Genomic DNA, 24,787 nt, shown 5'->3' with positions numbered 1-24,787 from the left:
CGGTACTCCTGCGGCGCCCGACGTCACCAGGGGTCGAGGCGGGTCCCTCCCTGCCCCTGCCGGCCCACGCCGGCAGGAGGGCCGCGAGCGCCACGGCATACCCTGGACCTGCCCGCCCGCACCGACCGAGGGGACGTCATGAGCTCGTCTGACCGTCAGCCGATCACCTACGCCAGCGCGGGGGTGGACGTCCACGCCGGTGACCGGGCGGTGGAGCTGATGAAGCAGTCCGTGCGGCGGGCCACCAGGCCGGAGGTGCTCGGGGGGCTGGGCGGCTTCGCCGGGATGTTCGACGCCTCCGCGCTCAAGGACCTGCGCCGACCGGTGCTGGCGACCTCCACCGACGGGGTCGGCACGAAGGTCGCGATCGCCCAGGCGATGGACAAGCACGACACGATCGGCCAGGACCTCGTCGGCATGGTCGTCGACGACATCGTCGTCACGGGCGCCGAGCCGCTCTTCATGACCGACTACATCGCCTGCGGCAGGGTGGTGCCCGAGCGGATCGCCGCCATCGTCGCCGGGATCGCGCACGGGTGCGAGCTGGCCGGCGTCGCCCTGGTCGGCGGGGAGACCGCCGAGCACCCGGGTCTGCTGGAGCCGGACGAGTACGACGTCGCCGGTGCCGCGACCGGGGTGGTCGAGCACGACCTCGTCCTGGGGCCGCACCGGGTGCGGCGCGGCGACGTCGTGCTGGCCCTGCCCTCCTCCGGGCTGCACTCCAACGGCTACTCCCTGGTGCGCCGGGTCGTCGCGGCGGCCGGCTGGGGGTGGGACCGGCACGTCGACGAGCTGGGGCGCACGATCGGCGAGGAGGCGCTGGAGCCCACGCGCATCTACACCCGGGCGCTGCTGGAGGTGGTCCGGGCCGACGTCGGTGTGCACGCCCTCTCCCACGTCACCGGCGGCGGGCTGGCGGCCAACCTGGCCCGTGTGCTGCCCGCCGGGGAGCTCGCGACCGTCGAGCGGTGCTGGAGCCCGCCGCCGGTCTTCGGCCTGGTGCAGGAGCTGGGCCGGGTGCCGCTGCCGGACCTCGAGCAGACGCTGAACATGGGCGTCGGCTTCGTGGCGGTGGTGGCGCCCGAGGGCGCGGCTCGCGCCCAGGAGATCCTGCAGGCCCAGGGCATGGAGTCCTGGGTCGTGGGGGCGATCGCCGACCCCGCCACGGCGCAGGCGCACCGGGACCCGGTCGTGCAGGGCGCCAAGGGCGTCGACGGGGGAGCGGTGATGATGGTGGGTGACTACCCCGCCTGAGCGGGGGTCACCAGCAGCCAGTACTCCGTGGGGCCGCGGGAGCCGATGAAGCCGCTCCAGCGTGTCCCGGAGGCGTCGGAGGACATCTCGTCGCGGAGCACCCGGTTGGTGGGCTCGGCGATGACCGCGGTCCGCCCGGCGAACGGCGTGACCAACTCGACGGCGTGCGCGGGGGAGTTGACGGGCACCTCGTCGAAGACCCAGGTCGAGCCGTCCACGCGGTCGGGGGTGCTGCGCGTCGCGGCCTCGAGGACCACCAGGTCAGCCGCGTCGGTGAGCGTCACCGGCACGCAGCCGGCGGCCTCCACGTCCGCCCAGGACGAGGACTCCGAGAGCGGGCGCTCGCACTGCCGCAGCTCGTAGCTGACGGTCTCGAAGCGCATGAACTCCAGGTACGCCACCGTGGACAACGTCACGACGGCGGCGAAGCCGACGAGCAGCATCACCCAGCCCCGGTTGCGGTGGGAGCCGCGGACCGTGGCGTCGGCGTGGGTCCACCTCGCCTCGTGGCGGGCCCGACCGGTCATGGCTGATCCTCCCCGTCGAGCCGGTGGTCGTCAGCGGGACGGCCACCAGCTGCGGTCACCGGGAGCTGCCCGTGGCCCAGGAGCCGTAGTCGTCCTGGTCGTCGTCCTCGACCACGTACGCCGCGTAAGGATCGTCGTCGTCGACGACGTCGTCCTCCGGCTCCTAGTCGGGAACCGGGTCGGAGTGGTCGTCGACGTCTCCGCGCGAGGCTCGGAGCTCCCGCTCGAGTGCGCTGAGGTCGGTGCTCGGCGCTGAGTACTTCAGCTTCCGTGCCACCTTGATCTGCTTAGCCTTGGCTCGGCCGCGCCCCATGGCGTGACCCCCTTGTGTCGAGTCTGCCGGGGCGGCATCGCTGGTCTGAGAGCTCAGGTCGCGGAGCCGGCCCGGGATTGGTGTCTTCCGTGATGCCTAGGCTACATGAGACAGGGCTCACATCCGCCATCGGTCACCGGGGCCGGTCCACCCACGCTCCGGGCGGGAACGGGGTATGTGGTGCCGTCCGCGCTGGTCAGGCCCGGTTCCGCCGCCACGTCTGCGCCAGCAGGGCCAGGAGGCCGGCGACGGCGACGGCCACGAAGATCCACACCCAGAGGGGCAGACCCCCCGCCTCGTCCTCGGTCATGTCCGGGGCCGGGGTGTCGGCAGGCTCGTCGACGGGCTCCTGCGTGGCTGGTGCCGCCGCGACCACCTCGCTCCCGTCGTCGCTCGCCGCAGCCTCCTGCTCCTCGGCGTCGGGGGCCTCCTCGGCCGCCGGGACCCCCTCGACCTCGAAGCCGAAGGTGCCGGAGATCGGGTGCCCGTCCTGGCTCGTCACCCGCCACACGACCTCGTAGGCACCCGGGGCCAGGTCGGCGGCCAGGGGCTGGACGACCTCGGTGCCCTCGGCGACGGGCTCGCCCGCGACCACCGAGGCCCCGCTTCCGTCGGTGACCACGACGGTGGCCCCGACCTGGGCGATCTGCCCGGAGAAGGTGAGCGTGACCTGGGCCGGTGCCACGCCGCTCGCCCCGTCGGCGGGGTCGCTGCCCAGCAGCTCGTCGTGGGCGAGCGCCCCGCGGGGTGCCAGCACCAGGAACGTCACGAGAAGGGGCAGGAGCAGCGACCGAAGCATCCGTCTCACCCCTGCGAGTGTACGAGGGCGGTCGCGGGGGTCCCCCGGCCGGACCGGGGACGGCATACCCTGCCGGGGTGGAGCCGACGACCTGCCGCACCGTCGCCGCCCCCGTCGTGGCCCGGCTCGAGGAGAAGCGCTCGGTCTTCGAGTGCTGGCTGCGGCGGGTCGAGGACGAGGCGCAGGCCCGGGTCGTCGTCGAGGAGGCTCGGACGGTGCACTGGGACGCGCGTCACCACTGCTCGGCGTTCGTCCTGGGGCCGGACGGCGCCACCGTGCGCAGCAACGACGACGGGGAGCCGGCGGGCACCGCGGGCACCCCGATGCTGGAGGTGCTGACCGGCGCCGGCCTCACCGACGTGGTCGCCGTGGTGACCCGGTGGTTCGGCGGCACGCTGCTGGGTACCGGTGGCCTGGTCCGCGCCTACTCGGGCGCGGTCCGGGAGGCCGTGGCCGCGGCGACGGTCCTGCCGCGCCAGCTCCTCCGGCTGGTGGACGTCACGGTCGGGGCGGACCGCTCGGGCCGCCTCGAGCACGACCTGAGGGCCCAGGGGGTGGAGGTGCTCGACGTCGCCTGGGGGCAGCAGGTCACCCTGCGGCTCGGCGTGCCCGTGGCACGGGCCGACCGGCTGCTCGGCGAGCTGGCCCGGCTGACCTCGGGGTCGGCGCAGGTGAGCGAGGTCGGCTCCACCTGGGTCGACCTGGCTCCGGGCCCGGCCGGTTAGAAGCCGGTGTCGCTCAGCCGGGGGTAGTGCCGGGCGAACTTGCGCACGTGGTTGAGGCGCTGGGCGGCGACGTACCCCTGGCGGCGCAGGTTGAGCCGTTCGTAGAGCAGCGGGTGGACGATGCCCCGCCGGGCCGCCGCCACGACCGTGCGGCGCAGCGCCCGGTCCCGCACGTAGTAGGGCAGCATCAGCGGCGAGACGATGGAGTAGAGGAGCTCGTGGGTGCCCCGGCGGGGCTCACGCTGCACCTGGCGCACGACGTCGTCCACGAGCGCGCCGACGATGTCCGCCCCGGCTGCGGTGGCGTAGAAGGAGTTACGGCCCATCCGGGCGTTCATCTCCATGAAGTAGAGCACCCCGGTGCGCGGGTCGCGCTTGGCGTCGACGTTGGCGAACCCCCAGTAGCCGACCTCGGTGAGGATCCGCTCGGTCGCGTCCATCATCTCCGGCAGCGGCGTCGTGATCATGGCGACCGGGTTGCCGATGGTCATCGGGTCGTGCTCGCCGAGCAGCACCTGGGCCGTCGCCAGCGCGGTCACCCGGCCCGACCGGTCCACGTAGGCCACCGCGGAGTACTGGTGGGTGTCGTCGCCGGGGATGAGCTCCTGCACGAGGAAGTCGTGCCGGAAGCCGCCCTCGCGCAGCACCCGCACGGTGTCCTCCCACTCCTGGGGGGTGTCGAGGAACCACACCTTCCGCACCCCCGGGAAGCGCATGTTCTCCAGGTCGGCGCTGTTGGCGGGCTTGGCGACGACGGGGAAGGTGACGTCGACCGGGTCCGGGACCCAGGCGGGGTCGTCGGCGCCGGCGAAGCGCACGACGGAGGTGCGCGGCGTCGCCAGGCCCAGCCGTTCGCAGATCTGCGCGAAGTGGCTCTTGTCCGCGACCTGGGCCAGCTTGTCCCGGTCCAGGTGGGGGAAGCGGTAGAACTCAGAGAGCTCCTCCGCGTGCTCCGAGACCAGCTCGACGTGCGAGTCGGAGTTGTACATGAGGACCAGCGGGACGTCGGGGGCGCTGCGCGTGCGCTCCCGGCCCTCCCGCAGCAGGGCCGCGACCAGGTCCGCGCGGTCGCTGTCGTCCCCGGTGTGCACGAGGTCGAGGATGCGGGAGTTCGCGATCGCCCCGGACCGGCCGCGGGAGACGATGACGGACCGGACGCCGTACTGCTGGTGGAAGGCGCGGGCCAGGGCGTACGTGCCCTGGTCGGTGCCCAGCAGGACCGGCTGGAAGAGGGGGGCGCTCATGGCGGTCGATGCTACGTCAGGCGCCGGTCACTAAGGTGGGACCAGCCGACCCAGGAGGTACCCGACGTGGCGCCGATCCCCGATCCGTATCCGGACGTGCCCTCCCACGTGGTCGTCATGGGGGTGTGCGGCACCGGCAAGAGCACCATCGGCCGCGCGGTCGCCTACGCCCTGGGGTGGCCCTTCGCCGAGGGGGACGAGCACCACCCGGAGGCCAACGTCGCCAAGATGGCTGCGGGCTTCCCGCTGACCGACGAGGACCGCTGGCCCTGGCTGCGCGACCTCGCGGGCTGGCTCGGCGAGCAGGACCGGGCCGGGAGCTGCTCGGTCCTCACCTGCTCGGCGCTGCGACGTCCCTACCGGGACCTGCTGCGCGAGGGCGCACCCGGCGTCTACTTCGTGCACCTCGTCGGCGACAAGTCGCTGCTGCTGGAGCGTATGCAGTCCCGCCAGGACCACTTCATGCCGCCGGAGCTGCTCGAGTCGCAGCTGGACACCCTCGAGCCGCTGGAGGACGACGAGCGCGGTGTCCTGGTCGACGTGGCCAACCCGCCGGAGCGGATCGGCCGGATCGTCATGGCGCAGCTGGACCAGACCTCTAGGTAGCCGTGACCTGCTCGGCTCAGACGGTGGGCGGCGGCAGGGACCCGTCGACGCTCTCGGCGAGCTGGCCGCTCCACGCCGCCCACTGCTGCAGGAGCTCGTCCTGTCCCAGCTCGAGCACGTCGACATAGGCGCTCTCGATGCCCTTCTCGTCATACCGGCTGTCCAGCAGGACCAGCCTGCCGGCGAGGTCGATGAGTGCCGACTGTCCGTGGACCTCGGCCACGTGGAGGGCCAGGCTGACGGACTCCAGCGTGAAGGCGTCGACGGAGTCGGGGTCGCTGAGGTCCGGTACGACCGGAAGAGTGGCCGGTGGCCCCGAGCCGCGGTGGTGCTCGCCGACCTGGATCCGGAGGCTGTCGAGGAAGTGGGGGTCCTCGGCGGCTGACCACCAGTTCGACACCCCCTCGACGACCCACCCCTGCGGCCACAGGTTGACGTCATCGCCCCACAGGGCGCTCGCAGCGGCGACGTAGCGCAACGAGGTGTGGCCGCCCGGGCTGGCCCCGAGCTCCGACAGGTCGTCCACGGCCAGGTCGACGTCGAGCAGCAGCCGGCTCGCGACGGGCGTGTCCGTACCGGTCAGACGGGGTGCGTCCCAGGGGATCTCGTCGGGCGAGACCTTGAGGAGCTGCTCGCCGGTGGGGCTCTCCGCGACACCGGTGGCCTCCTCCAGCAGCTCGGCCCCGACGAGGTGGACGACGAGCACCTCGCGCCCCCGGGCGAGGAAGGTCAGGGTCTCCAGCGAGCGCCCGGCGGCGAGGTCGAGGGTGTCGAGGAGGAGCTCGGCCTCGGCACGGGAGCCCTCGGGGGCCAGCACCAGGACGTGATCACCCTCGAGGACCGCCACCGGCTCACCGCGGTCCCAGACCTGCGGGTGACCGAACAGGGCGCCGTTGCGTCCGGTGCTGGCGACCAGTCGGACCGGCCCGTCGCCGTCCTGGGCGAAGACCCAGCGGTACTGCTCCAGCAGCGGCTCCGGGTCGCCTCCCGTGATCTGGTGGCGGAGACCGACGTGGGCGACGGTCCCCTCGGAACTGTTGCGGGAGACGACGCTGTCCAACCGGATCTGGCGCACGTCCATGGGCACGGCATGCACCGCCGCGAACCACGCGCGCTGGGCGGGCTCGAGCGACGGATCGACGTGCTGGAGGTACGCCTCCACGTCGCCCTGGCCGAGTGCGGCGTCCATCTGCCGGAGCACCGCGCGCACCTGCTCGTCCGTGAGGGACGATCCGACGTCGGGCACGGTCACCGTGTCCCCGGTCCGTGGCGAGGCGGTGACTGGGCCCTGCCCGGAGGGTGCGCCACCTGAGCAGCTGGTCAGGAGGAGTGCGGTGAGAACAGTGACGCCGGTGATCACCACTGTTCCCCGGGTCCTGACTGACCCTCGCAGCCTGTCCGTCCTGCTCCGGCCGCGCAATGACGACCCCCAGCTCCCCGACTCCACGCAGCGCAGCATAGGGCCCACCGGGCAGGACGAACGTCACCGGGCCGGGCTGCCCACGCCCTGCGCCGGGCGGGACGTGCGCCGGCTGCTGGGCCACCTCGTGGCCGAGCACGCCTGACCGTCACTGGAGCTGCGGCAGCACCTGCTCACCGAAGACGTCGAGGAAGCGCTCCTGCTCCTGCCCCACGAAGTGCAGGTACAGGTCGTCGAAGCCCAGCTCGGCGTACTCCTGCAGCCAGGCCCGGTGCTGACCCAGGTCGGAGGAGACCCGGACGTGCTGCCGCACGGTCTCAGGCCCCACGTGCTCGCCGATGAGGTCGAAGGCCTCCGGGGTGTCGGTGTCCCAGTTGACCGGCTCGGGGAAGACGTTGCTGCGCCACTGCTCGTGGGCGATCGCCTCGGCGTCCTCCTCGGTGGGGGCCCAGGACAGGTGGACCTGCAGCGACGCGGTGCCGGCGCCGCCGGCCTCCCGGTAGGCCGCCAGCAGCTCGCGGAGCGTGTCCAGCGGCTGGTTGAGCGTCACGAGGCCGTCCGCCCAGCGCGCCACCCGGGCCGCCGAGGCCACCGACGTCGCCGGGCCGACCAGCAGCGGGCGGGGGTCGGCCCGCTCCCAGACCCGGGCCCGGTCGACAGTGACCAGCCCGTCGTGGGTGACCTCCTCCCCGTCGAGCAGCCGGCCGATGACGTCGACGCACTCCTCCAGCCGTCGGGTGCGGACCTCCTTGGTCGGCCACCGGTCGCCGGTGACGTGCTCGTTCATGTTCTCCCCGCTGCCGAGCGCGACCCAGAAGCGACCGGGAAACATCTGCCCCAGGGTGGCGATCTTCTGGGCGTGCACTGCGGGGTGGTAGCGCTGGCCGGGGGCCGAGACGCAGCCGAACGTCAGGTCGGTGGTGGCCAGGGCCGCGCCCAGCCATGCCCACGTGTAGCCGGAGTGGCCCTGCTGCGAGGACCACGGGAAGAGGTGGTCCGAGCACATGGCCATCTGGAAGCCGGCGCGCTCGGCGTGCTGGACGTCCGCCAGCAGCTGGCGGGGCGAGATCTGCTCGTGCGAGGCGTGGAACCCGATGCGCATCACGGCACCGCCAGGTCGCCGGCGGGACGCACCCGCAGCCAGCGCACGCCATACCCCTCGAGCGAGGAGGACAGCCGCGTCGCCGGGTCGAGCACCTCGTGGGTGAGCAGGTCCACGACCCGCGGGTCCTCGCCGAAACCCTCGACCGGCACCGTCAGGGTGACGGGGTCGGCCCCCAGGTTGTGCAGGGCGATGATCGCGGTCGTCTCCAGCTCCAGGCGGTGGGCAAGCACCGCGTGCGGGCCGTCGTGCTCGAGGATCGACAGCTCGCCCCACCCCAGCTCGGGGCAGGCGTGCCGGATCTTGATGAGCCCCCGGATCCAGGAGAGCAGCGAGTCCGGGTCGTGCAGCTGGTCCATGACGTTGACGTGCTCGGGGCCGTAGCCGTCGCCGACGACGGCCTGCACCAGCCGGGAGGGGGGCGCGGAGGAGAAGCCGCCGTTCTTCGTCGCGCTCCACTGCATGGGCGTGCGGACCGCCATCCGGCCCTCGGCCGCCAGGTCCTCCCCCATCCCGATCTCCTCCCCGTAGTAGAGGGTCGGGGTGCCCGGGAGGGAGAAGAGCAGGGAGTAGGCCATCCGCACCCGCCGCGGGTCCCCTCCCAGCATCGGCGGGAGGCGGCGCTTCAGCCCCCGGTCGTAGACCTGCATCCGCTCCTCGGGCCCGAAGGCCTCGAAGACCTCCTGCCGCTCGGCCTCGGTGAGCTTGTCCAGGGTCAGCTCGTCGTGGTTGCGCAGGAAGGTCGCCCACTGGTTGGTGCGGTGCAGCGCGGGCCGGGCCTCCAGCGCGGTGATGAGGGGGCGCGCGTCCTGCCGGGCCATCGACAGGTAGGTCGCCTGCATCCCGATGAAGTCGAACTGCATGTGGAACTCGTCGGCGGACTCCCCGCCGAAGAAGGCGAGCTGCTCCTCGTGCGGCAGGTTGACCTCCCCGAGCGTCATCGCGTCGCCGCGCCGCAGCTGGATGAAGTCCCGCAGCTTCTTCATGAAGGCGTGCGGGTCGACCGTGTCGTCCTCGCCCTCCTTGCCCGGCTCCTGGGCGAAGAACGGGACCCCGTCCACCCGGAAGCCGTCGAAGCCCAGCTGCAGCCAGAAGCCGACCGCCCGCAGCAGCTCGGCGACCACGTCCGGGTGGTCCAGGTTGAGGTCGGGCTGGTGGCGGTAGAAGTGGTGGAGGTACCACTCGCCCGTCTTGTCGTCCTTGGTCCAGATCGAGTCCTCCTGGTCGGGGAAGACCACCTGGTCGGAGGTGTCGCCGGGGTCGTCGGCGCGCCAGACGTAGTAGTCGCGGTACGGGTTCCGGGCCGGGTCCTTCTCGGCCCGCGACCTCCTGAACCACGGGTGCTGGTCGCTGGTGTGGTTGACCACGAGGTCGGCGATGATCCGCAGGCCGCGGTCGTGGGCGAGGCGGACGAGCTCGACCAGGCGGCCCAGGTCACCGAGCCGTTCGTCGACGCCGAGGTAGTCCTTGACGTCGTAGCCGTCGTCCCGGTCCGGGCTGGGGTAGAAGGGCATCAGCCACAGGCAGGTGACGCCGAGGTCGGCCAGGTAGTCGATGCGCCGGGCCAGGCCCTCGAGGTCGCCCACCCCGTCCCCGTCGGCGTCGAGGAAGGTCTCCACGTCCAGGCAGTAGAGGACGGCGCTCTTCCACCACAGGTCGCTGGTGTCGGTGATCCGCATGCCCTCACCCTCACCTGAGCGGCCCGGATGCACAACCCGGGGGTATGCCGACGGGGCCGTCACCTCCCGGTCACGGCCCCGTCGTCATGGGTGGGTCGGCGCTACTCGCCGCGGCCCGTGCTCTCCCACGAGGAGCGCTCACCCTCCGGCCGCTGCCAGGAGCGCTGCGGGTCGGCGGAGTCTCCCGGACGGCTCGGCAGGTCAGGGACGGCCTGCTCCTGCTCGGGCAGCGGGTCCAGGCCGGCCGGGCCGGTCTGCGCCTGATCCCGCTCCTGCTGAGCGCGCTTGGCCTTCTCCGCCGCTGCGGCGACCGCCTTGTCGGCGTCGTCCTTGCTGCGGTTGCGGGTGGAGGACTCGGCGTCCCGCGTGGCGTCCTCGGCCTCCTCGCGGGCCCGCCGCAGCGCCTCACGCGGGTCCTCCAGCGTCGGCGTCTCGAGGTCGTCCAGACCCGAGTAGCCGGAGTCGGCGCGCAGCCCGGCCGACGGTCCGTCGAGGTCGGCGGCGCCGCCGGGGCGTCCGCCACCGCCCAGCGCGTTGCCGATCCCGGACAGGGCGGCGGTGAGCTCGGTGGGCACGACCCACATCTGGTTGGAGTCGCCCTTGGCGATCTCGGGCAGCATCTGGAGGTACTGGTAGGCCAGCAGCTTGCTGTCCGGGTTGCCCTTGTGGATGGCGTCGAAGACCTGCAGGATCGCGCGGGCCTCACCCTGCGACTCCAGGATCGCCGACTGGGCGGTGCCCTCGGCGCGCAGGATCTGGGCCTGCTTCTCCCCCTCGGCCGTGAGGATCTGCGACTGCTTGACGCCCTCGGCGTTGAGGATGGCCGCACGCCGGTCGCGCTCGGCACGCATCTGCTTCTCCATCGAGTCCTGGACGGAGGCCGGCGGGTCGATGGCCTTGAGCTCCACCCGGTTGACCCGGATGCCCCAGCGGCCGGTGGCCTCGTCCAGCACCCCGCGCAGCTGACCGTTGATCATGTCGCGGCTGGTCAACGTCTGCTCGAGGTCGAGCGAGCCGATGACGTTGCGCAGCGTGGTGACGGTGAGCTGCTCGATGCCCTGGATGTAGTTGGCGATCTCGTAGGTCGCCGCCTTGGGGTCGGTCGGCTGGAAGTAGATGACGGTGTCGATCGAGACGACCAGGTTGTCGCTGGTGATGACCGGCTGCGGCGGGAAGCTCACGACCTGCTCGCGCAGGTCGACCACCGAGCGCGGCCGGTCGATGAACGGGATGAGGAAGTGCAGCCCGGCGTCGAGGGTGCGGTCGTACTTGCCGAGCCGCTCCACGATGACGGCGGTGGCCTGCGGCACGATGCGGATCGCGCGGGCGATGGCCACCAGCGTGAAGAGCACGAGCAGCGCGACGACGAACCACACGATGAGGGTGATGGGTTCTGCTGGCATGACGATTCTCCTTTGTCTGTCGTCAGTCAGGGCGGGAAGCAGGTCTGCGGAGCCGGGGCTCCCGGGGGATCACCCGAGGGGCGGGTGGTCGGTGTCGAAGGGTTTGTCCTCGGGCTGCGCCTCGGTGACCACGGCCGTGGCGCCGTCGATCCGCACCACGGTGACGAGGTCGCCGACGGGGTAGGTGGACCCTTCGAGCTCGGCCCGGGCGGTCCAGTCCTCCCCCCGCAGCTTGACCAGCCCGCCGCGGTCGGTGACCTCGGTGAGCACCGTGGCCGTCTGGCCGATGTGCCCCTCGATGCCGAGCCGCGCCCCCTTGCCCTCGAGCTTGAGGTACTTCAGCGCCACGGGGCGAAGGGCGAAGACGAACAGGCCCGCGGACAGCGCGAAGACCAGGAACTGCCACAGCAGCGGCAGTCCGGCCCCCGCGACGAGGGCGGCGACGAGCGCGCCGAGGGCCAGCATGAGGAAGATGAGGTCGAGGGTGGTCATCTCGACGATGCCGAAGGCCAGGGCGGCTCCGACCCACCACAGCCACTGGGAATCACGCAGCCAGTCGGGCATAGGGTCTCCTTTCCCTGTGCGGTCGATCCTACGTGGTGGACGTGTCAGCAGGCCGGAGGGTTCCCGGAGGTGGGGGCTGACGGCGGCCGGGTCCGGGGAGAATGGGACGGTGAGACGCTCCGCCGCGACCCTGCTCCTCGCCGCCCTGGCCGCCCCGACCGGCCTGGCGGCCTGCTCGCCCGCGCCCTCGGATCCCGTCGCCGCCACGGCCACCGCGCCCGCCGATCCCGTCGCCGCCACGGGGACCGTCACGCCGAGCGGCCAGCCGGTCGGGGGCCGGACCGGTCAGCCGAGCCCGACGCAGACCGGTCGGCCCGACCCGGGCCCGGTCGCCGCCGCGCTCGCCCTGGCTCCGGAGGACACCGCATACCTGACCGTGACCGACTGGGCCCGGGTCAAGGAACGACTCGGGGCCGCCGAGCTGACGAGCGAGAGCATCCAGACCGACCGCATCGAGTTCTGGCGGGCCGTGGGAGCCAGCACCGTGCTGCTGACCGACGGTGCGCTGCGGGCGGAGAACAGCCGGCTGGGCCTGCGGTACGGCGTCACCCAGGACGACGTGGTCTGGGAGGTCCGGTGGGCCGGGCACGCGACGGAGGACCGGGACGGTGGCGACGACCTCGCCGCGGCGGGGACGGCGCTGCGGCTGAGGGACGACCTGGACCTCGACGGGCTCGAGCGGGCGGTCACGGACGGGGTGGCCGGGGTGGAGGGGGCGCAGGTCCTCCCCGGTGAGCGCCTGCTCCTGCGCGGTGCGGGCGAGCCCGGCGCCACCCTCAGCCGGAGCGCAGCCGTCGCGGCGGCCCTCAGCGAGGGCGTCGAGACCCAGGTCGTCGTCCCCGGGTGCCTGGGCTGGCCGACCGCGCTCGGGGCGGACGCGGACGTCGAGGACCAGGAGGCGGCCGTCGGGAGCGTCGAGGTGGCGGACCTGCTGGAGCCGCAGGCCTGGGGGATCGCCTTCACCGGCCGGGACGCCGTCGTGCGCGTGGTCTATCCGGAGGGCACGCAGGACCCGGCCGCGGTCGCCGACGCGCGGGCCCGGCTCGAGCTGGCCGAGGGGTGGCCGACGACCGAACCGGTGGGCTGGGACGACGCCTTCGGGCTGCCGCCCGGCCTGGTGGGCGACGGCTTCCTCGTGACCGAGGAGGGTGGTCAGGTGGTGGTGACGGCGGACTACCGCGTGGTCAGCCCGGGCGCCGCCGCCACGGTCGCCCTGGCCGGGCTGGTGCCCTGGGCGGTGTGCTCCGAGGTGGACTGGCTGCCCGAGCCCACGGGCCTGTAGAGCCTGCCGTCACCACAGGGCGGGTCCGGCGGCCACGCCCGCTGCGGGGACCACTCCCGCCGGCGCGGGAGGACGGTTGTCCGGCGGCACGGCCTGGCTCGTGAGCGCCCGGTGGATGAGTGCGAAGACCTGGTCGGTCTCGATGAGGAACGCGTCGTGCCCGTAGGGGGACTCGATCACCGCCAGCTCTCGGCAGGCGGGGGAGGAGGCCACCACCTGCCCGTCGGCGGGCGGGAAGAGCCGGTCGCTGGAGACGACCCCGACCGTGAGCTCGGCGGTGATCCGGCGCAGCGCGGCCTCCACCCCGCCGCGCCCCCGCCCGACGTCGTGCGAGCACATCGCCTCGGTGAGCGCCAGGTAAGCGTTGGCGTCGAAGCGGCGCACCAGCTTGCGGCCGTGGTGCTCCAGGTAGGACTGCACGGCATACCGTCCGCCGCGCAGCGGATCCTCTCCCTCCTGCGGCTCGGCCCCGAAGCGGAGCTCCAGCTCGGCCGCCGAGCGGTAGGTGGCGTGGGCGATCTGGCGGGCGATCTCCAGGCCGGCCCGCGGCCCGGGACCGGGGTAGTAGTCACCCCCGGAGTAGCCCGGGTCGAGCCGGATGGCGGCGAGCTGCGGTGCGGCCCAGGCGATCTGGTCGGCGGTGGCTCGCGCCCCCGAGGCGAGCACGACGCACCGCCGCACCCGCCCCGGGTACGTGACCGCCCACTCCAGCGCCCGCATCCCGCCGACCGACCCCCCGACGACCATCGCGAAGGCGTGGATGCCCACGGCGTCGGCGAGCAGGGCCTCCGCGCGCACCTGGTCGCGGACGGTGACGCGGGGGAAGGTGGAGCCGTAGGGCCGCCCGTCCGGGGCCGGCGACGAGGGGCCCGTCGTGCCCCGGCAGCCGCCCAGGACGGCCGGGGCCACGACGAACCACTCGTCGGTGTCGATCGGGGCGCCCGGACCGATGAGCCCCGGCCACCAGCCCGGGGTGGGCTGGTTCGGCCCGCGCCCGCCGACGACGTGGCTGTCACCGGTGAGCGCGTGCAGCACCAGCACCGCGTTGTCCCGGGCCGCGTTGAGCGAGCCCCACGTCTGGTAGGTGACGCGGACCTCCTCCAGGCGGCCGCCGCCCTCGAGGGCGAGGGCCCCGACCGGGCGGGTCCGGCGTCGTCCGTCGGCGGGCCGCCGGGGCGGAAGGTCGCTCGGGGCCGGGACCGGGGCCCGGGACGTTGGGGCGGTCATCCCGGTCAGGCCGCCTCGGTGCGCCGGGCCACGGCCCGCGCCGCCTCGAAGCCGGTCTCCAGGTCCGCGAGGATGTCCTCGATCCCCTCCAGCCCCACGGCGAGACGCACCAGGCCCGGGGTCACGCCCGCGGCGCGCAGGGCCTGCTCGTCGAGCTGGCTGTGCGTGGTCGAGGCCGGGTGGATGACCAGGGAACGCACGTCACCGATGTTGGCGACGTTGCTGTGCAGCTCCAGCGCCGAGACGAAGGCCTTGCCCGCCTCCACCCCGCCGGCGATCTCGAAGGCCAGCACCGCGCCGGGTCCCTTGGGGAGGTACTTCTGGGCCCGCTCGTAGGACGGGTGCCCCGGCAGGCCGGCGTAGACGACGTGCTCGACCTGCTCGTGACCCTCCAGCCACCCCGCGACCTTCCGGGCGTTCTCGACGTGCCGGTCCAGGCGCAGCGAGAGCGTCTCGATGCCCTGGGCCACCAGGAAGGCGTTGAACGGGGAGACCGCCGGACCGAGGTCGCGCAGCAGCTGCACCCGGGCCTTGAGGATGTAGGACAGGTTGACCCCGAAGATCCCGTCCGCGCCCAGCGTCTCGGCGTAGACCAGCCCGTTGTAGGACGGGTCGGGCTCGGTGAAGCCGGGGAAGCGGCCGCTGCGCCCGTAGTCGAAGGTGCCGCCGTCGACGATCGCACCGGCGATCGAGGTGCCGTGCCCGCCGAGGTACTTGGTCGCCGAGTGGACCACGACGTCGGCGCCGTGCTCGATCGGACGGGTGAGGTAGGGGGTGGCGATGGTGTTGTCGACGATGAGCGGGACACCGACCTCGTGCGCCACCGCCGAGACGGGTGCGATGTCCAGGACGTCCCCGCTCGGGTTGGCGACGGTCTCGCCGAAGAAGGCCTTGGTGTTGTCCCGGGCGGCCTCCCGCCACGACTCGGGGTCGGACGGGTCCGCCACGAAGGTGACCTCGATGCCGAGCCTGGGCAGGGTGTGGGCGAAGAGGTTCTGGGTGCCGCCGTAGAGGCTCGGGGAGGAGACGATGTGGTCGCCGGCGCCCGCGACGTTGAGGATCGCCAGGGTGATCGCCGAGGAGCCGGAGGCGACCAGGAGCGCCCCGACGCCGCCCTCGAGGTCGGCGAGCCGGTTCTCCACCACCTCCTGGGTCGGGTTGGTGATCCGGGTGTAGATGGGGCCGAGCTCGGCCAGGGCGAAGCGGTTGGCGGCCTGGTCGGCGTCGGCGAAGACGTAGGAGGTGGTCTGGTAGATCGGCAGCGCCCGGGAGCCGGTGGCGGCGTCGGGGGTCTGGCCGGCGTGGATCTGACGGGTGGTGAAGTCGCGGTAGGTCATGGGGTGCTCCAGGTGTGTCGAGAGGATGGGGGCAGAGGGGGTTGCGTGCTGCGGGTCGCTCTGCTGAGCCCTGCCTCGGACAGCCGGGGAGGTATGACGCGGGCGGCCGGTCGCGGGGAGCGCGGCGGGCGTCGAGCTGCGAGGTCGGGACTCAGCAGCGACGCATTCGGCGGCGCGGGTGGCACGTCATGAGGAAGTTCTAGTGCAGGATCACGACGAAGTCAATTCGTCGAGGCGCCCTCAACGAGGGTTGTTGACGCAGGAACTTCGCAGGTGCCCCGCCATGACTGGATACCTTCGGCAATCGTCGCCGATCCCGGTCCGTTCGGTCGCTCCTGGGCGCCCGGGCCAAAGTTCGACCGATCCGGCTCAGAGGTCGACCCGGGCCTGCTCCTCCATCGTGACGAGGTCGACGGCGCGAAGGGTGGACTCGCCGAGGACCCACAGCTGGTCGTCCACGACGAGCGTCCGCCGACCGTAGTCCCATCCCCGGTCGGAGCCACCGAGCTGCAGCCGCGCCCCCCGGTCGACCTCCTGGCCGTCCACCCGGGCGCTGAGCACCCCCACCCACTCCTTGTCCCCCGTCCAGGAGGCTGCCGGGAGGAAGACCTGCCCCGTCGGCTCCCACCAGAGGAAGGCCCGGTGGTCGTGCTCGGCCTCGGAGTAGTGGTCCTCGAAGGTCAGGTGCGACAGGCGGGTGGGGGTGGTCGGCTCGGACACGTCGAAGAGGGAGACCTGCAGGCCCGTCGTCCTCCCGTCCTCGGTCGCGTCCTGACCGATCCCCAGCAGGCGGCCGTCCCCGACGGGGTGCAGGTAGGCGGAGTAGCCGGGGATCTTCAGCTCGCCCGCCAGGGTTGGGGCCGACGGGTCGGAGGTGTCGACGAGGTAGAGCGGGTCGGTCTGCCGGAAGGTCACGACGGCGGCGAGCTCCGGCGAGAGGTAGCGCACCGCGTAGATCTGCTCTGTGACGCCCAGGTCGTCGACGCGGCCGCGCTCCACGAGCGCCTGGCCCTGCTGCGCGAGCACCACCAGCGAGCTGCTCGAGGGTGCGCCCGACGTGCTGTCCTTGGTGGTGGCCACCCGGATGATGCCGTCCTGCTCGTCCAGGGCGAACTGGTTGAGCAGCCGGCCCTCCACCCATCCGGAGGCCAGGTAGTCGGTGCGTCCGTCCCGGCTCAGGTCGAAGGTGTGCAACGCGGTCCGCCCCGGGTCCTGTGGTCCGGGGCCGATCGCGACGTCACCGGCGACGGGCCAGGCCTCCCACGGGCTGGTGGCGACGACGAGCCGGTCGGCCGAGGCGTAGACGGTGGAGCCGTTGGCGACCACCGCTCCCGCGGAGGTGGGGCGCGGCTCGCCGGTGAGGTCGAAGGTGAGCACGGACATCGTGGCCAGTCCCGCGAACTCCGGCGGCCGGGCGACGTCCTCGCAGGCCAGCGCCGGCTCGGTGCCGTCGGCCCGCCCGTCCCGCACCGTCTGGAGGTGGGGCAGCCAGTCCTCGATCGTGGACTCCTCCAGGATGGCCCGGTTGGCGTCCTCGGCCTCCTGCTCGGCGCGCAGGGAGCCGTCGCGGGGCTGGACGAAGGACAGCCCCGGCGGCTGGGTCACGAGCACCACCCTCGCGGCACCGTCGTGCATCCGCGCCGACCGGTAGGACCCCTCGAGCCGGACGGAGCCGGTGACGACCGGCTGCGCCGGGTTGCTCAGGTCGACCGTGGTCACCACCGTCCGTTCGGTGCCGAAGGCGGGGTAGGTCGTGAGCCCGTCGGCGCGGGTGGCGGCGGGGGACCAGCCTCCCCCCGACCACTCCGTGGTGAGCACCAGGGCCCGGCGGGCGTCCCGGTCCAGCAGCAGCTCGCTCCCGCCCTCGCCCCGCATCGGGAGGGCCGCCCGCCCGACCACCTCGGCGCTCGGCACGTCCACGACGACGAGGTGCCCGCCCCGCACGGTGAGGATGAGCTCGCCGTCGGTCTGGACGATGTCCGGCTCCTCGACCCCCTGCTCCTGGTTGTTCGTGCCGGAGAAGTCCACGCCGACCTGGCTGCCCCCGCTCAGCTGCACCCCGGTGTCCGCGCCCGCCTCGGCCGCGTCACCGGAGGCGGCGTCGTCCCACCCGCCGAACCGTCCGCCCGAGCCGAGGCCCCACGGTCCCACCTGCTCGAGGGCGTGCTCCTGGAAGTAGGCCAGCAGCTCCTCGCAGGACCCGAAGTCGGTCAGCGTCGCCGCCTGGGCCGCCGCTGGGGTGAGCACGTCCGCAGGCGTGCAGGCAGCGACGCCGGCCAGGAGCGGGGGGACGAGCAGGAGAGGAAGACGGGACGGCCTCTGACCGGGACCGGTCCGACGGTGGCGGCTGCTCATGACGGGCTCCTTCTCGTGCCTCGCCCCGAGGCCGCCCGGCGGTCCAGGGTGGGTGCGTCGTCGCTGACCCCGGTATGACGCGGGCTCAGGACGGGCGGTTCCGCACCGGGCGTGCCTCGCGCTGGGGGAGGGCGAGCACGGCGCCGACCAGGAGGAGGGCGGCCGAGGCGGCCAGACCCGCGGCGATCCCGCCGGCTCGGTCGGCCACCGCCCCGGACAGCCACGGCCCGAGCGACTGACCGACGCCGAACGCGACCGTGGCGAAGCCCAGGCCGGCGGTCCACAGCGGCGCGGGCAGGACGTGCCGGACGGCGATCGTCACGCCGGTCACCGCCGACAGGAAGCTGCCTCCGACGAGGACGGCGCTGAGCAGGAAGGCCCACGGCCGGGGCTGCCACAGCGGCAGGAGCGTCCCGAGCGCGAGGACCGCCAGGACGGCGGCCATCCCTCGGGCACCGCCCAGCCGACCCAGGAGCGGCGCCCAGGCGAGGCCGCCCACGGTCGCCGCCAGTCCCAGGACCGCCCAGAAGACCGCCACCTGGGCAGCCCCGGCCCCGAGCTCGGCGAGGTAGGCCACGGCGAAGGTGAGGTAGGCGATGTACCCCAGACCGAACAACACGTACCCCGCGGTGACCCAGCCGATCGACCCCCGACGCCACGACCGGTGCTCGACCCCCCGTGGTGGGGGGTCGGCCTGCTGCCGCAGCCCGAGGAGCGCGGCCAGGCACGCGAGCGACCCGACTGCGGCGAGCGACAGCCAGCCCCACCGCCAGCCCAGGGGGCCGGACCGTTCGAGGACGAGCGGGACCAGCAGGCCCGCGATCGTCATCCCGAGGCCGGAGCCCCCGTAGTAGAGACCCAGCAGCCGGGCGGCCGCGGCGGGCGGGTGCCCGCTCGTCGCGGTGGCGACGAGCGCCCCTCCGAGGACGAAGGCCAGCGCGCCGGCCGCGCCGGCCAGGGCCCGGGTCGCCAGCAGCGCCGCATACCCGGGAGCCAGGGCGGTGAGTGCCAGGGCGAGGGTGGTGCCCACGGTGCCCAGCAGGAAGACCCTCCTGGTGCCCCAGCGTCGCGCCGCTCCCGCCCCGGCGAGCGCGCCGAGGAGGTAGCCGACCGCGTTGGCGGTGTTGAGGACCCCGGCCTGCGCGTAGGTCCATCCGAACCGGTCCTGCATCTCCGGCAGGAGAAGGGCGTAGGCGAAGCGGGCCAGTCCCAGCGAGACCAGCGGCCCGGATGCGAGGGCGGCGACGACCCAGAGGCTGGCCGACCGGTCGGGTCGGCCGGGGGTGCGCATGGGAGTCACCGTAGACCGACCGGCCCGGGACGAGCCGGAGGCCCCGCGCCGTGCGCAGGGCCTCCGGTGATCGTGGGGAGAGCGATCAGTGTCCGTCCCGACGGTCCTCCCCGGAGGGGTCACCGAGGTGGTGCTCCTGGGCGTACTCGTCCAGGTGGCCCTCGGCGTGCGCGAGGACCAGCTCGGAGCGGCCGGGGTAGCGGACGTCCTCGACCACCTTCTGCATCAGCTCGCTCGGTGCGGGCGTGAACTGCGACACGATGAAGATCGTCAGCAGGTTGAGGATCATGCCGATCGTGCCGACACCGGTGGCCGGGATGTCCCAGATCGGCTCGTTGCCCAGGAAGGCCGGCAGCGTCCACAGCTGGTAGCCCAGCGTGAAGACGATGCCCACCGACATCCCTGCCGCGGCACCCCAGGCGGTCGCCTTCTTCCAGAAGATCCCGAGGAACAGGATCGGGAAGAAGCTGGCGGCCGCCAGGCCGAAGGCGAGCGCGACCACCTCCGCGACGAAGCCGGGGGGGTTGATGCCCAGGTAGCCGGCGACCAGGATGGCGGCGGCCATGGCGATCCGGCCGACCGTCAGCTGCTGCTTGTCGGTGGCCCGGGGGTTGATCCGCTTCCAGTAGATGTCGTTGGCGACCGAGCTGGAGATGACCAGCAGCAGACCCGAGGCGGTGGACAGCGCCGCCGCGAGGCCGCCGGCCGCGACCAGACCCACGATCGGGGCCGGCAGGCCGGCGATCTCCGGGGTGGCCAGGACGACGATATCGTTGTTGATGATCAGCTCGGTGCCCGGGCCCAGGCCACCGGCCACGTCGATGATCCCGTTGCCGTTGAGGTCGTTCACCTCGATGAGACCGACGTCCCGCCAGCTGTTGAACCAGGTGGGGGTGGAGTCGACGGCCGTGCCAGGAATCGTGTTGAGCACGTTGAACTTGCTGAACGCACCGACGGCCGGGGCCGTGGTGTAGAGCAGCGAGATGAAGAACAGGGCCCACAGCGCCGAGTAGCGCGCCGCCCGCACCGACCGTGCGGTGTAGAAGCGGACGATGACGTGCGGCAGGCCCGCGGTGCCGAACATAAGCGCGGCCGTGATGAGGATCATGTTGAGCATCGAGGTCTGGGTGAAGGCCTCGGTGTAGGCCTCGATGCCCAGGTCGCGCTGCAGCCCGTCCAGCTCGCCGAGGATCTGGCCGAAGCCGATCTGCGGCAGGGGGTTGCCGGCCAGCTGCAGCGAGATCGCGACGGCCGGGATGATGTAGGCGACGATCAGCACGGAGTACTGCGCCACCTGGGTCCAGGTGATGCCCTTCATCCCGCCAAGGACGGCGTAGAAGAAGACGATCGTCATACCGATCACGACGCCCCAGGTGCGGTCGACGCCGAGGAAGCGCTGGAAGACCACGCCCACACCGGCCATCTGCCCGGCGACGTAGACGAAGGAGACGACGAGCGCGCAGACCACGGCGACCAGGCGGGCGGTCTCGTTGTAGCGGTCGCCGACGAAGTCGGGCACGGTGTACTTGCCGAACTTGCGCAGGTAGGGCGCCAGGAGCATCGCGAGCAGCACGTAGCCGCCGGTCCAGCCCATGAGGTAGACCGAGCCGGCGTAGCCGTTCTGCGAGAAGGCGACGATGCCCGCCATCGAGATGAACGACGCGGCGCTCATCCAGTCCGCGGCGATCGCGGCGCCGTTGGCGGGGGCGGGATGCCACCGCCGGCGACGTAGAAGCCGGCCGTGTCGGACACCCGGCTGCGGAAGGAGATCCAGATGTAGAAGCCGAAGGTGATGACGACGAAGATCAGGGTCCAGAGCTGCACGTCACTCACTGGTGATGCACCGCCTGCTCGTACTCGTCGATCCCGAACTCCTTGTCCAGCTTGTCCATCCGCCACACGTAGACCGCGATGAGGATGACGAAGGTGATGATCGAGCCCTGCTGGGCGAACCAGAAGCCCACCGGGATCCCGAAGATGGTGAAGCTGAGGTTGTTGAGCGGCTCCACGAAGAGGATCCCGGCGCCGAACGACACCAGGGCCCAGATCACGAGGAGCACGCCCATCAGCCGGAGATTTCGCCGCCAGTAGGCCTGGCGTTGCTGAGCGTCGATGATGAGCCTCCTTGCTCGGGAACGGTCGGGGGACGGCCCGGGGGAGGGTGCCGCGTCGGACAGCGGAGCACGGGGTCGCGACGAGCGTCAAGAACGGCCGCGCCACGCTGCGCCGAACGGTCGTCCCGCGCGGCTGAGCGGTCGTGCCCGGACCGCCCGCCGACGGCGTGGGAAGGGCCTCGCGGCGGGGGAGGGGACGGCCCGGGCGGGCGGTTAGGGTGCAGCCATGAGACGCAGGCGCCTGCCCGGCCAGGGCCGACTGCTGGCCGCGGGAGCCATGATGGCTCTGGGCGGCTGGCTGCCCTGGGTCTACACCGAGGCGGGGCGGGTTCTCATCGGCGCCGTCGGCGGTGGCCTCTGGGTCTTCTACGCGGGGTTGATCGTCCTCGCCGGGGGCATGCTGCCCCCTCAGCTGCGGCTGGCGGCGGTCGTCCAGGGGGTGCTGGGCGGGATCGTCGGGATCGGCATCCCGGTGTGGCAGGTGCTCCACGCGTGGGGCCTGGTGGGTATGGAGGGGTGGGCACCGGCCCCGGGGCTGGTCATCAGCGCCTTCGGAGGCGTGCTCGCGCTCGTGGCGGCCGCGCAGCTGGCCCGGCCGGGGCAGCCGGAGCCCTCTTCACCCTGAGCGAGGCCGACACGGCCCGGCGGGCGGCCCACGTGCGCGGGATCAGCGGCGAGCGTTGTTAGGTTGAGGTATGCCGACGACGTCGCCCGGAGCCGTGCTGGTCCTGGCGCACGTGCGTGACCGCGGGTCCGTGACCGTCGCCCGGGCCCTGCACCGGGCCGGCTGGCGGGTGGGGGCAGGAACGCCGCGGGTCTCCGGCGGTCTGGTCGGCGCCTCCCGGGCGGTGGGCCCGACCCACGTCGTCCCGCGACCCCGAGGCTCCCTGGCGCCCTTCGTGCGGGCCGTCAACGCCGCCGCGGCGTCGGAGGCCTACGACCTGGTCCTGGGCACCGGGGACGACTGGATGGCGGGCCTGGCGCACGCGGCCGGCGACCTCACGGTGCCGGTCGCCACACCTCCCGCGCCCGTGGTGGGCCACGCGCTGGACAAGCTGCGTCTCACGAGGGCGGCACGGGCCGCCGGGCTGGCGGCTCCCGACACCTGGATGCCCCCCGTCGGTCTCGACCCGGGCGCCGTGAGCTATCCCGTCGTGGTGAAGGCCCGCACCCACTGGCGTCCTGGGGTCACGCGACGGCACCGGGTGGAGGCTCGGTTGTGCCGGTGCCCCGAGGAGCTGGACACGCAGCTGGCCCGGATGCGCAGGCAGGGGGAGGAGCCCGTCCTCCAACGGCTCGTCGACGGGCGGCTGGGGGCGCTCGTCGGGCTCATGCACGACGGTGTCCTCACCGCCCGCGTCCAGCAGCAGGCGTCCCGGGTGTGGCCCACCCCCAGCGGTGCCTCCGCCCGGGCCGTCACCGTGCCCGTCGACCAGGAGCTGGCCCTGCGCAGCGAGCTCATGCTCCGCGACCTGGGCTGGGAGGGCCTGGTGGAGCTGCAGTTCCTCATCGACGCCGACGGCACCTCCTGGCTCATCGACCTCAACGGTCGGCCCTTCGGCTCCCTGGCGCTCAGCGAGTCGGCCCGCCCCGGCCTCGTGGACGCCTGGGTGCGCAGCAGGCTGGGCCTTCCGGTCACCGAGCTGGCGGACGGCCGCCCCGGGGTCCGCTACCACTGGCTCGCCGGCGACCTGAGGCGGGCGCGCGTCGAACGCCGGGGTGGCCTGGTCCGTGACGTCGGCGACAGTCTCCGGTGGGCCGTGGGGGCCCGCCACAGCCTGGCCCGGGTCGACGACCCGGGCCCGGTCGCCCACCTGCTCACGGCCCGGTTGCGGCCCTACGACGCCGAGCCCGACGAGGCTGGGCCCGAGGCGGCTGGGCCTGAGGCGGCTGGGCCTGAGGCGGCTGGGCCCGAGGCGGCTGGGCCCTAGGAAGGCTCCGGACCACGCGTGCTGCGGCCCGTGGAGAGCCTGCGGGGCATCTCCTCCCGGCTGGCGTCCTAGCCCACCCTCACCGCCGGCGGAGGCGGCTGAGCACGTCGCCGGCGACGCGACGCTCCGGGGCCCGCAGCAGGTGCAGCGTCGCCTGGTAGGCGCCCAGGACGACGACGGCGACCAGCGCGACCACCACGAGGTCGCCCGCACCACCCAGGGCCCGGGCCGTCAGGGCGCCGAGCGACCCCGCGGCCAGGGCTCCCACCGTCGCCCGGGACAGCTGTCCGCGCGCGACCGCGGCGGCGAGCAGGCCGTGGCGACGGGCCAGCAGCCGGCTCGTGAGGACGGCGGCGAGCAGCAAGGAGACCGACGTGGACAGGACGATCCCGGGCACGCCCAGCACGGGGGCCAGCGTAGGTCCCCGACGACGTTGACAACCATCGCCAGGATGCTGATCGCGACGGGTCCGCGGGTGTCGCCGACGGCGTAGGACGCGCTCACGACGACCTGCCGCCACCCCACGGCGAGGAGGGCAGGGAGCAGCCACACCAGGGCCGTGGCGGTCGCCGCGACCGCCGCGTCGTCGAAACCGCCGCGGCCGAAGGCCAGGGACACGACACGCTCGGGTACGACGGCCAGGACCACGACGACGGGGGTGAGGACGGTGAGGGTGACGGCCGTCCCCCGGTGCACCAGCCGACGCAGCGCCCGGGGATCGCCGGAGGCGGCCCCCATGGCCGGGTAGAGGGGCGCCATGAGAGCGGCGACGACCAGGACCTGCGGAAGGTTGACCAGGCGCCACCCCAGGAAGATCGCGGTCACGGCACCCTCCTCGACGGTCGAGGCGACGGCGCGGTCCACAAGGGTGTTGACGTTGACCACCGCCTGGCCGACCATCAGGGCCGGGACCATCGCGCTGATCTCCCGCCAGGCGGGGCCGCGCAGGTCCAGCCGGGCGGCGAGCCGCCAGCGCAGCCGGACCGCCGGCCACAGCTGCAGCGCCAGCCGCAGGAGCGATCCGACGACGAAGCCCCAGGCCAGGGCGACGATCCCCAGACGCGGTCCCAGCAGTCCCGCGGCGCTGATCATCGCGACGTTGAAGGGCACACCCTGCAGCGCGGCCCACCGGAAGATCCCGTGCCCGTGGGCCAGCCCCGCGAGCAGGTCGGTCGCGGCGATGAGGACGGTCGCCAGCAGCACCACCCGGACGAGGAGCACCAGCGTGCCGTCGTCGCTCGCGGCGAGGCCGGGGGCCAGCACGACCGAGACGGGGCCTGCGGCCAACCCCAGGAGCACCCCGACGACGCCGATGGACACCGTCCCCACCACGCTGGCGGTCCACCAGCCGGGGTGGCCGGCGCACGGCATACCCGGGCCCTCGCCGTCTGCCTCCCGGGCGACCTGCGGGGTGACGGCCCGGTTGAGGGAGGTGCCGAGGACACCGAGCAGGATGCTCGACAGCCCCAGCGCCACGAACCAGGCGTCCAGCTGCGCACCCGCCCCGTAGACGGCGGCGATCACCGCGTCCCGGACCAGGCCGAGGACGGTGGACAGCGCGGTGAGGGCGGAGACGAGCAGGGCTGCGCGCCCCACGCCGGAGCGCGCAGCCAT

At 73.2% G+C, this 24,787-nt stretch carries 25 protein-coding genes; 7 read left to right on the top strand and 18 right to left on the bottom strand.

Annotated elements, in window-relative coordinates; translation table 11 throughout:
- Positions 1-138: 138 nt before the first annotated feature.
- Complete coding sequence (gene purM, locus E3Z34_RS15280; protein WP_134774291.1) at positions 139-1,254, top strand: phosphoribosylformylglycinamidine cyclo-ligase; 1,116 nt, start codon at positions 139-141, stop codon at positions 1,252-1,254.
- Here purM and E3Z34_RS15275 read toward each other — a convergent pair.
- The 3 genes from E3Z34_RS15275 to E3Z34_RS15265 all read right to left on the bottom strand — a co-directional run bounded on the left by E3Z34_RS15275 (position 1,242) and on the right by E3Z34_RS15265 (position 2,893).
- Complete coding sequence (locus E3Z34_RS15275) at positions 1,242-1,781, bottom strand: hypothetical protein (protein ID WP_134774290.1); 540 nt, start codon at positions 1,779-1,781, stop codon at positions 1,242-1,244. The two genes, purM and E3Z34_RS15275, sit on opposite strands and share 13 nt — an antisense overlap.
- Positions 1,782-1,944: 163 nt before the next feature.
- Complete coding sequence (locus E3Z34_RS15270; RefSeq protein ID WP_134774289.1) at positions 1,945-2,094, bottom strand: DUF3073 domain-containing protein; 150 nt, start codon at positions 2,092-2,094, stop codon at positions 1,945-1,947.
- A 196-nt stretch (positions 2,095-2,290) separates the two neighbouring features.
- The gene (locus E3Z34_RS15265) at positions 2,291-2,893 is read right to left on the bottom strand and encodes a copper resistance CopC family protein (protein ID WP_238695514.1); all 603 of its coding nucleotides are present in this window, start codon (positions 2,891-2,893) and stop codon (positions 2,291-2,293) included.
- A 77-nt stretch (positions 2,894-2,970) separates the two neighbouring features.
- Between E3Z34_RS15265 and E3Z34_RS15260 the strand changes: the two genes are divergently transcribed.
- Positions 2,971-3,618 carry an IMPACT family protein gene (locus tag E3Z34_RS15260; RefSeq protein ID WP_134774287.1) on the top strand — a complete coding sequence of 216 codons (648 nt, stop codon included), beginning with the start codon at positions 2,971-2,973 and terminating at the stop codon, positions 3,616-3,618.
- Here E3Z34_RS15260 and E3Z34_RS15255 read toward each other — a convergent pair.
- Positions 3,615-4,862, bottom strand: a complete 1,248-nt coding sequence (locus E3Z34_RS15255; RefSeq protein ID WP_134774286.1) for a carboxylate--amine ligase — start codon at positions 4,860-4,862, stop codon at positions 3,615-3,617. The two genes, E3Z34_RS15260 and E3Z34_RS15255, sit on opposite strands and share 4 nt — an antisense overlap.
- A 96-nt stretch (positions 4,863-4,958) precedes the next feature.
- Between E3Z34_RS15255 and E3Z34_RS15250 the strand changes: the two genes are divergently transcribed.
- A complete protein-coding gene (locus E3Z34_RS15250) occupies positions 4,959-5,468 on the top strand; it encodes a gluconokinase (protein ID WP_338043742.1) in 510 nt (169 codons plus the stop codon).
- Between the two features lie 16 nt (positions 5,469-5,484).
- Here the strand turns inward: E3Z34_RS15250 and E3Z34_RS15245 are convergent, their stop codons facing one another.
- Complete coding sequence (locus tag E3Z34_RS15245; RefSeq protein ID WP_134774285.1) at positions 5,485-6,720, bottom strand: hypothetical protein; 1,236 nt, start codon at positions 6,718-6,720, stop codon at positions 5,485-5,487.
- Between the two features lie 100 nt (positions 6,721-6,820).
- Here E3Z34_RS15245 and E3Z34_RS15240 point away from each other — a divergent pair, with 100 nt between their 5' ends.
- Positions 6,821-7,033: a hypothetical protein gene (locus E3Z34_RS15240; RefSeq protein ID WP_134774284.1), complete on the top strand. Its 213-nt coding sequence runs from the start codon at positions 6,821-6,823 to the stop codon at positions 7,031-7,033.
- Positions 7,034-7,036: 3 nt separating this feature from the next.
- Here E3Z34_RS15240 and E3Z34_RS15235 read toward each other — a convergent pair whose 3' ends face one another.
- The 4 genes from E3Z34_RS15235 to E3Z34_RS15220 form a co-directional block, all read right to left on the bottom strand.
- Entirely contained in the window at positions 7,037-7,993 is a 957-nt protein-coding gene (locus E3Z34_RS15235; protein WP_134774283.1) for a TIGR03885 family FMN-dependent LLM class oxidoreductase, read from the bottom strand.
- Positions 7,990-9,669 (bottom strand): alpha-amylase family protein, encoded by a 1,680-nt coding sequence (locus tag E3Z34_RS15230; RefSeq protein WP_134774282.1) that lies wholly within the window; start codon positions 9,667-9,669, stop codon positions 7,990-7,992. The genes E3Z34_RS15235 and E3Z34_RS15230 overlap by 4 nt, the downstream gene beginning before the upstream one ends.
- Positions 9,670-9,770: 101 nt before the next feature.
- Positions 9,771-11,072, bottom strand: a complete 1,302-nt coding sequence (locus E3Z34_RS15225) for an SPFH domain-containing protein (protein ID WP_134774281.1) — start codon at positions 11,070-11,072, stop codon at positions 9,771-9,773.
- 69 nt (positions 11,073-11,141) lie between these two features.
- Positions 11,142-11,636, bottom strand: coding sequence for an NfeD family protein (locus E3Z34_RS15220; protein WP_134774280.1), 495 nt, complete (start codon positions 11,634-11,636; stop codon positions 11,142-11,144).
- 109 nt (positions 11,637-11,745) lie between these two features.
- Here E3Z34_RS15220 and E3Z34_RS15215 point away from each other — a divergent pair, with 109 nt between their 5' ends.
- Positions 11,746-12,918 carry a hypothetical protein gene (locus E3Z34_RS15215; protein ID WP_134774279.1) on the top strand — a complete coding sequence of 391 codons (1,173 nt, stop codon included), beginning with the start codon at positions 11,746-11,748 and terminating at the stop codon, positions 12,916-12,918.
- A gap of 9 nt (positions 12,919-12,927) precedes the next feature.
- Here E3Z34_RS15215 and metX read toward each other — a convergent pair whose 3' ends face one another.
- From metX to E3Z34_RS15185, 7 genes are all read right to left on the bottom strand, one after another.
- Positions 12,928-14,145 (bottom strand): homoserine O-acetyltransferase MetX, encoded by a 1,218-nt coding sequence (gene metX, locus E3Z34_RS15210; protein ID WP_134774278.1) that lies wholly within the window; start codon positions 14,143-14,145, stop codon positions 12,928-12,930.
- Between the two features lie 5 nt (positions 14,146-14,150).
- Positions 14,151-15,482, bottom strand: coding sequence for a bifunctional o-acetylhomoserine/o-acetylserine sulfhydrylase (locus E3Z34_RS15205; RefSeq protein WP_134774277.1), 1,332 nt, complete (start codon positions 15,480-15,482; stop codon positions 14,151-14,153).
- 369 nt (positions 15,483-15,851) lie between these two features.
- Positions 15,852-17,837: a beta-propeller domain-containing protein gene (locus tag E3Z34_RS15200; protein WP_134774276.1), complete on the bottom strand. Its 1,986-nt coding sequence runs from the start codon at positions 17,835-17,837 to the stop codon at positions 15,852-15,854.
- An 85-nt stretch (positions 17,838-17,922) separates the two neighbouring features.
- Complete coding sequence (locus E3Z34_RS15195) at positions 17,923-19,128, bottom strand: YbfB/YjiJ family MFS transporter (protein WP_134774275.1); 1,206 nt, start codon at positions 19,126-19,128, stop codon at positions 17,923-17,925.
- An 85-nt stretch (positions 19,129-19,213) separates the two neighbouring features.
- The gene (locus E3Z34_RS15190; protein WP_238695219.1) at positions 19,214-20,800 is read right to left on the bottom strand and encodes a sodium:solute symporter family protein; all 1,587 of its coding nucleotides are present in this window, start codon (positions 20,798-20,800) and stop codon (positions 19,214-19,216) included.
- A complete protein-coding gene (locus E3Z34_RS19210; protein WP_238695218.1) occupies positions 20,797-20,952 on the bottom strand; it encodes a hypothetical protein in 156 nt (51 codons plus the stop codon). Before E3Z34_RS19210 ends, E3Z34_RS15190 begins: the two co-directional genes overlap by 4 nt.
- Positions 20,953-20,957: 5 nt before the next feature.
- On the bottom strand, positions 20,958-21,194 hold the full coding sequence (locus E3Z34_RS15185; protein WP_238695217.1) for a DUF4212 domain-containing protein: 237 nt from the start codon (positions 21,192-21,194) through the stop codon (positions 20,958-20,960).
- 274 nt (positions 21,195-21,468) lie between these two features.
- Between E3Z34_RS15185 and E3Z34_RS15180 the strand changes: the two genes are divergently transcribed.
- Together E3Z34_RS15180 and E3Z34_RS15175 are read left to right on the top strand one after the other, a co-directional pair.
- Entirely contained in the window at positions 21,469-21,867 is a 399-nt protein-coding gene (locus E3Z34_RS15180) for a hypothetical protein (RefSeq protein WP_134774273.1), read from the top strand.
- A gap of 70 nt (positions 21,868-21,937) precedes the next feature.
- The gene (locus E3Z34_RS15175) at positions 21,938-23,173 is read left to right on the top strand and encodes a hypothetical protein (protein WP_194092417.1); all 1,236 of its coding nucleotides are present in this window, start codon (positions 21,938-21,940) and stop codon (positions 23,171-23,173) included.
- A gap of 79 nt (positions 23,174-23,252) precedes the next feature.
- Here E3Z34_RS15175 and E3Z34_RS19205 read toward each other — a convergent pair whose 3' ends face one another.
- Together E3Z34_RS19205 and murJ are read right to left on the bottom strand one after the other, a co-directional pair.
- Positions 23,253-23,441: a hypothetical protein gene (locus tag E3Z34_RS19205; RefSeq protein ID WP_238695216.1), complete on the bottom strand. Its 189-nt coding sequence runs from the start codon at positions 23,439-23,441 to the stop codon at positions 23,253-23,255.
- Complete coding sequence (gene murJ / locus E3Z34_RS15170; protein WP_238695215.1) at positions 23,405-24,787, bottom strand: murein biosynthesis integral membrane protein MurJ; 1,383 nt, start codon at positions 24,785-24,787, stop codon at positions 23,405-23,407. Before murJ ends, E3Z34_RS19205 begins: the two co-directional genes overlap by 37 nt.

This window comes from Ornithinimicrobium flavum (assembly GCF_004526345.1).
Taxonomy (GTDB): Bacteria; Actinomycetota; Actinomycetes; order Actinomycetales; family Dermatophilaceae; genus Ornithinicoccus; species Ornithinicoccus flavus.
This window is presented reverse-complemented; position numbering and strand designations above follow the sequence as displayed.

What these genes read in the sequence shown, in the direction of transcription:
- E3Z34_RS15180 (WP_134774273.1), top strand. Translation starts at nt 21,469, where the DNA reads ATGAGACGCAGGCGCCTGCCCGGCCAGGGCCGACTGCTGGCCGCGGGA.
- E3Z34_RS15225 (WP_134774281.1), bottom strand. Translation starts at nt 11,072, where the DNA reads ATGCCAGCAGAACCCATCACCCTCATCGTGTGGTTCGTCGTCGCGCTG.
- E3Z34_RS15220 (WP_134774280.1), bottom strand. Translation starts at nt 11,636, where the DNA reads ATGCCCGACTGGCTGCGTGATTCCCAGTGGCTGTGGTGGGTCGGAGCC.
- E3Z34_RS15275 (WP_134774290.1), bottom strand. Translation starts at nt 1,781, where the DNA reads ATGACCGGTCGGGCCCGCCACGAGGCGAGGTGGACCCACGCCGACGCC.
- metX (WP_134774278.1), bottom strand. Translation starts at nt 14,145, where the DNA reads ATGACCGCCCCAACGTCCCGGGCCCCGGTCCCGGCCCCGAGCGACCTT.
- E3Z34_RS15265 (WP_238695514.1), bottom strand. Translation starts at nt 2,893, where the DNA reads ATGCTTCGGTCGCTGCTCCTGCCCCTTCTCGTGACGTTCCTGGTGCTG.
- E3Z34_RS15270 (WP_134774289.1), bottom strand. Translation starts at nt 2,094, where the DNA reads ATGGGGCGCGGCCGAGCCAAGGCTAAGCAGATCAAGGTGGCACGGAAG.
- E3Z34_RS15190 (WP_238695219.1), bottom strand. Translation starts at nt 20,800, where the DNA reads ATGAGCGCCGCGTCGTTCATCTCGATGGCGGGCATCGTCGCCTTCTCG.
- E3Z34_RS15205 (WP_134774277.1), bottom strand. Translation starts at nt 15,482, where the DNA reads ATGACCTACCGCGACTTCACCACCCGTCAGATCCACGCCGGCCAGACC.
- E3Z34_RS15195 (WP_134774275.1), bottom strand. Translation starts at nt 19,128, where the DNA reads ATGCGCACCCCCGGCCGACCCGACCGGTCGGCCAGCCTCTGGGTCGTC.
- E3Z34_RS15230 (WP_134774282.1), bottom strand. Translation starts at nt 9,669, where the DNA reads ATGCGGATCACCGACACCAGCGACCTGTGGTGGAAGAGCGCCGTCCTC.
- E3Z34_RS15200 (WP_134774276.1), bottom strand. Translation starts at nt 17,837, where the DNA reads ATGAGCAGCCGCCACCGTCGGACCGGTCCCGGTCAGAGGCCGTCCCGT.
- E3Z34_RS15185 (WP_238695217.1), bottom strand. Translation starts at nt 21,194, where the DNA reads ATGGGCGTGCTCCTCGTGATCTGGGCCCTGGTGTCGTTCGGCGCCGGG.
- murJ (WP_238695215.1), bottom strand. Translation starts at nt 24,787, where the DNA reads ATGGCTGCGCGCTCCGGCGTGGGGCGCGCAGCCCTGCTCGTCTCCGCC.
- E3Z34_RS15175 (WP_194092417.1), top strand. Translation starts at nt 21,938, where the DNA reads ATGCCGACGACGTCGCCCGGAGCCGTGCTGGTCCTGGCGCACGTGCGT.
- purM (WP_134774291.1), top strand. Translation starts at nt 139, where the DNA reads ATGAGCTCGTCTGACCGTCAGCCGATCACCTACGCCAGCGCGGGGGTG.
- E3Z34_RS15255 (WP_134774286.1), bottom strand. Translation starts at nt 4,862, where the DNA reads ATGAGCGCCCCCCTCTTCCAGCCGGTCCTGCTGGGCACCGACCAGGGC.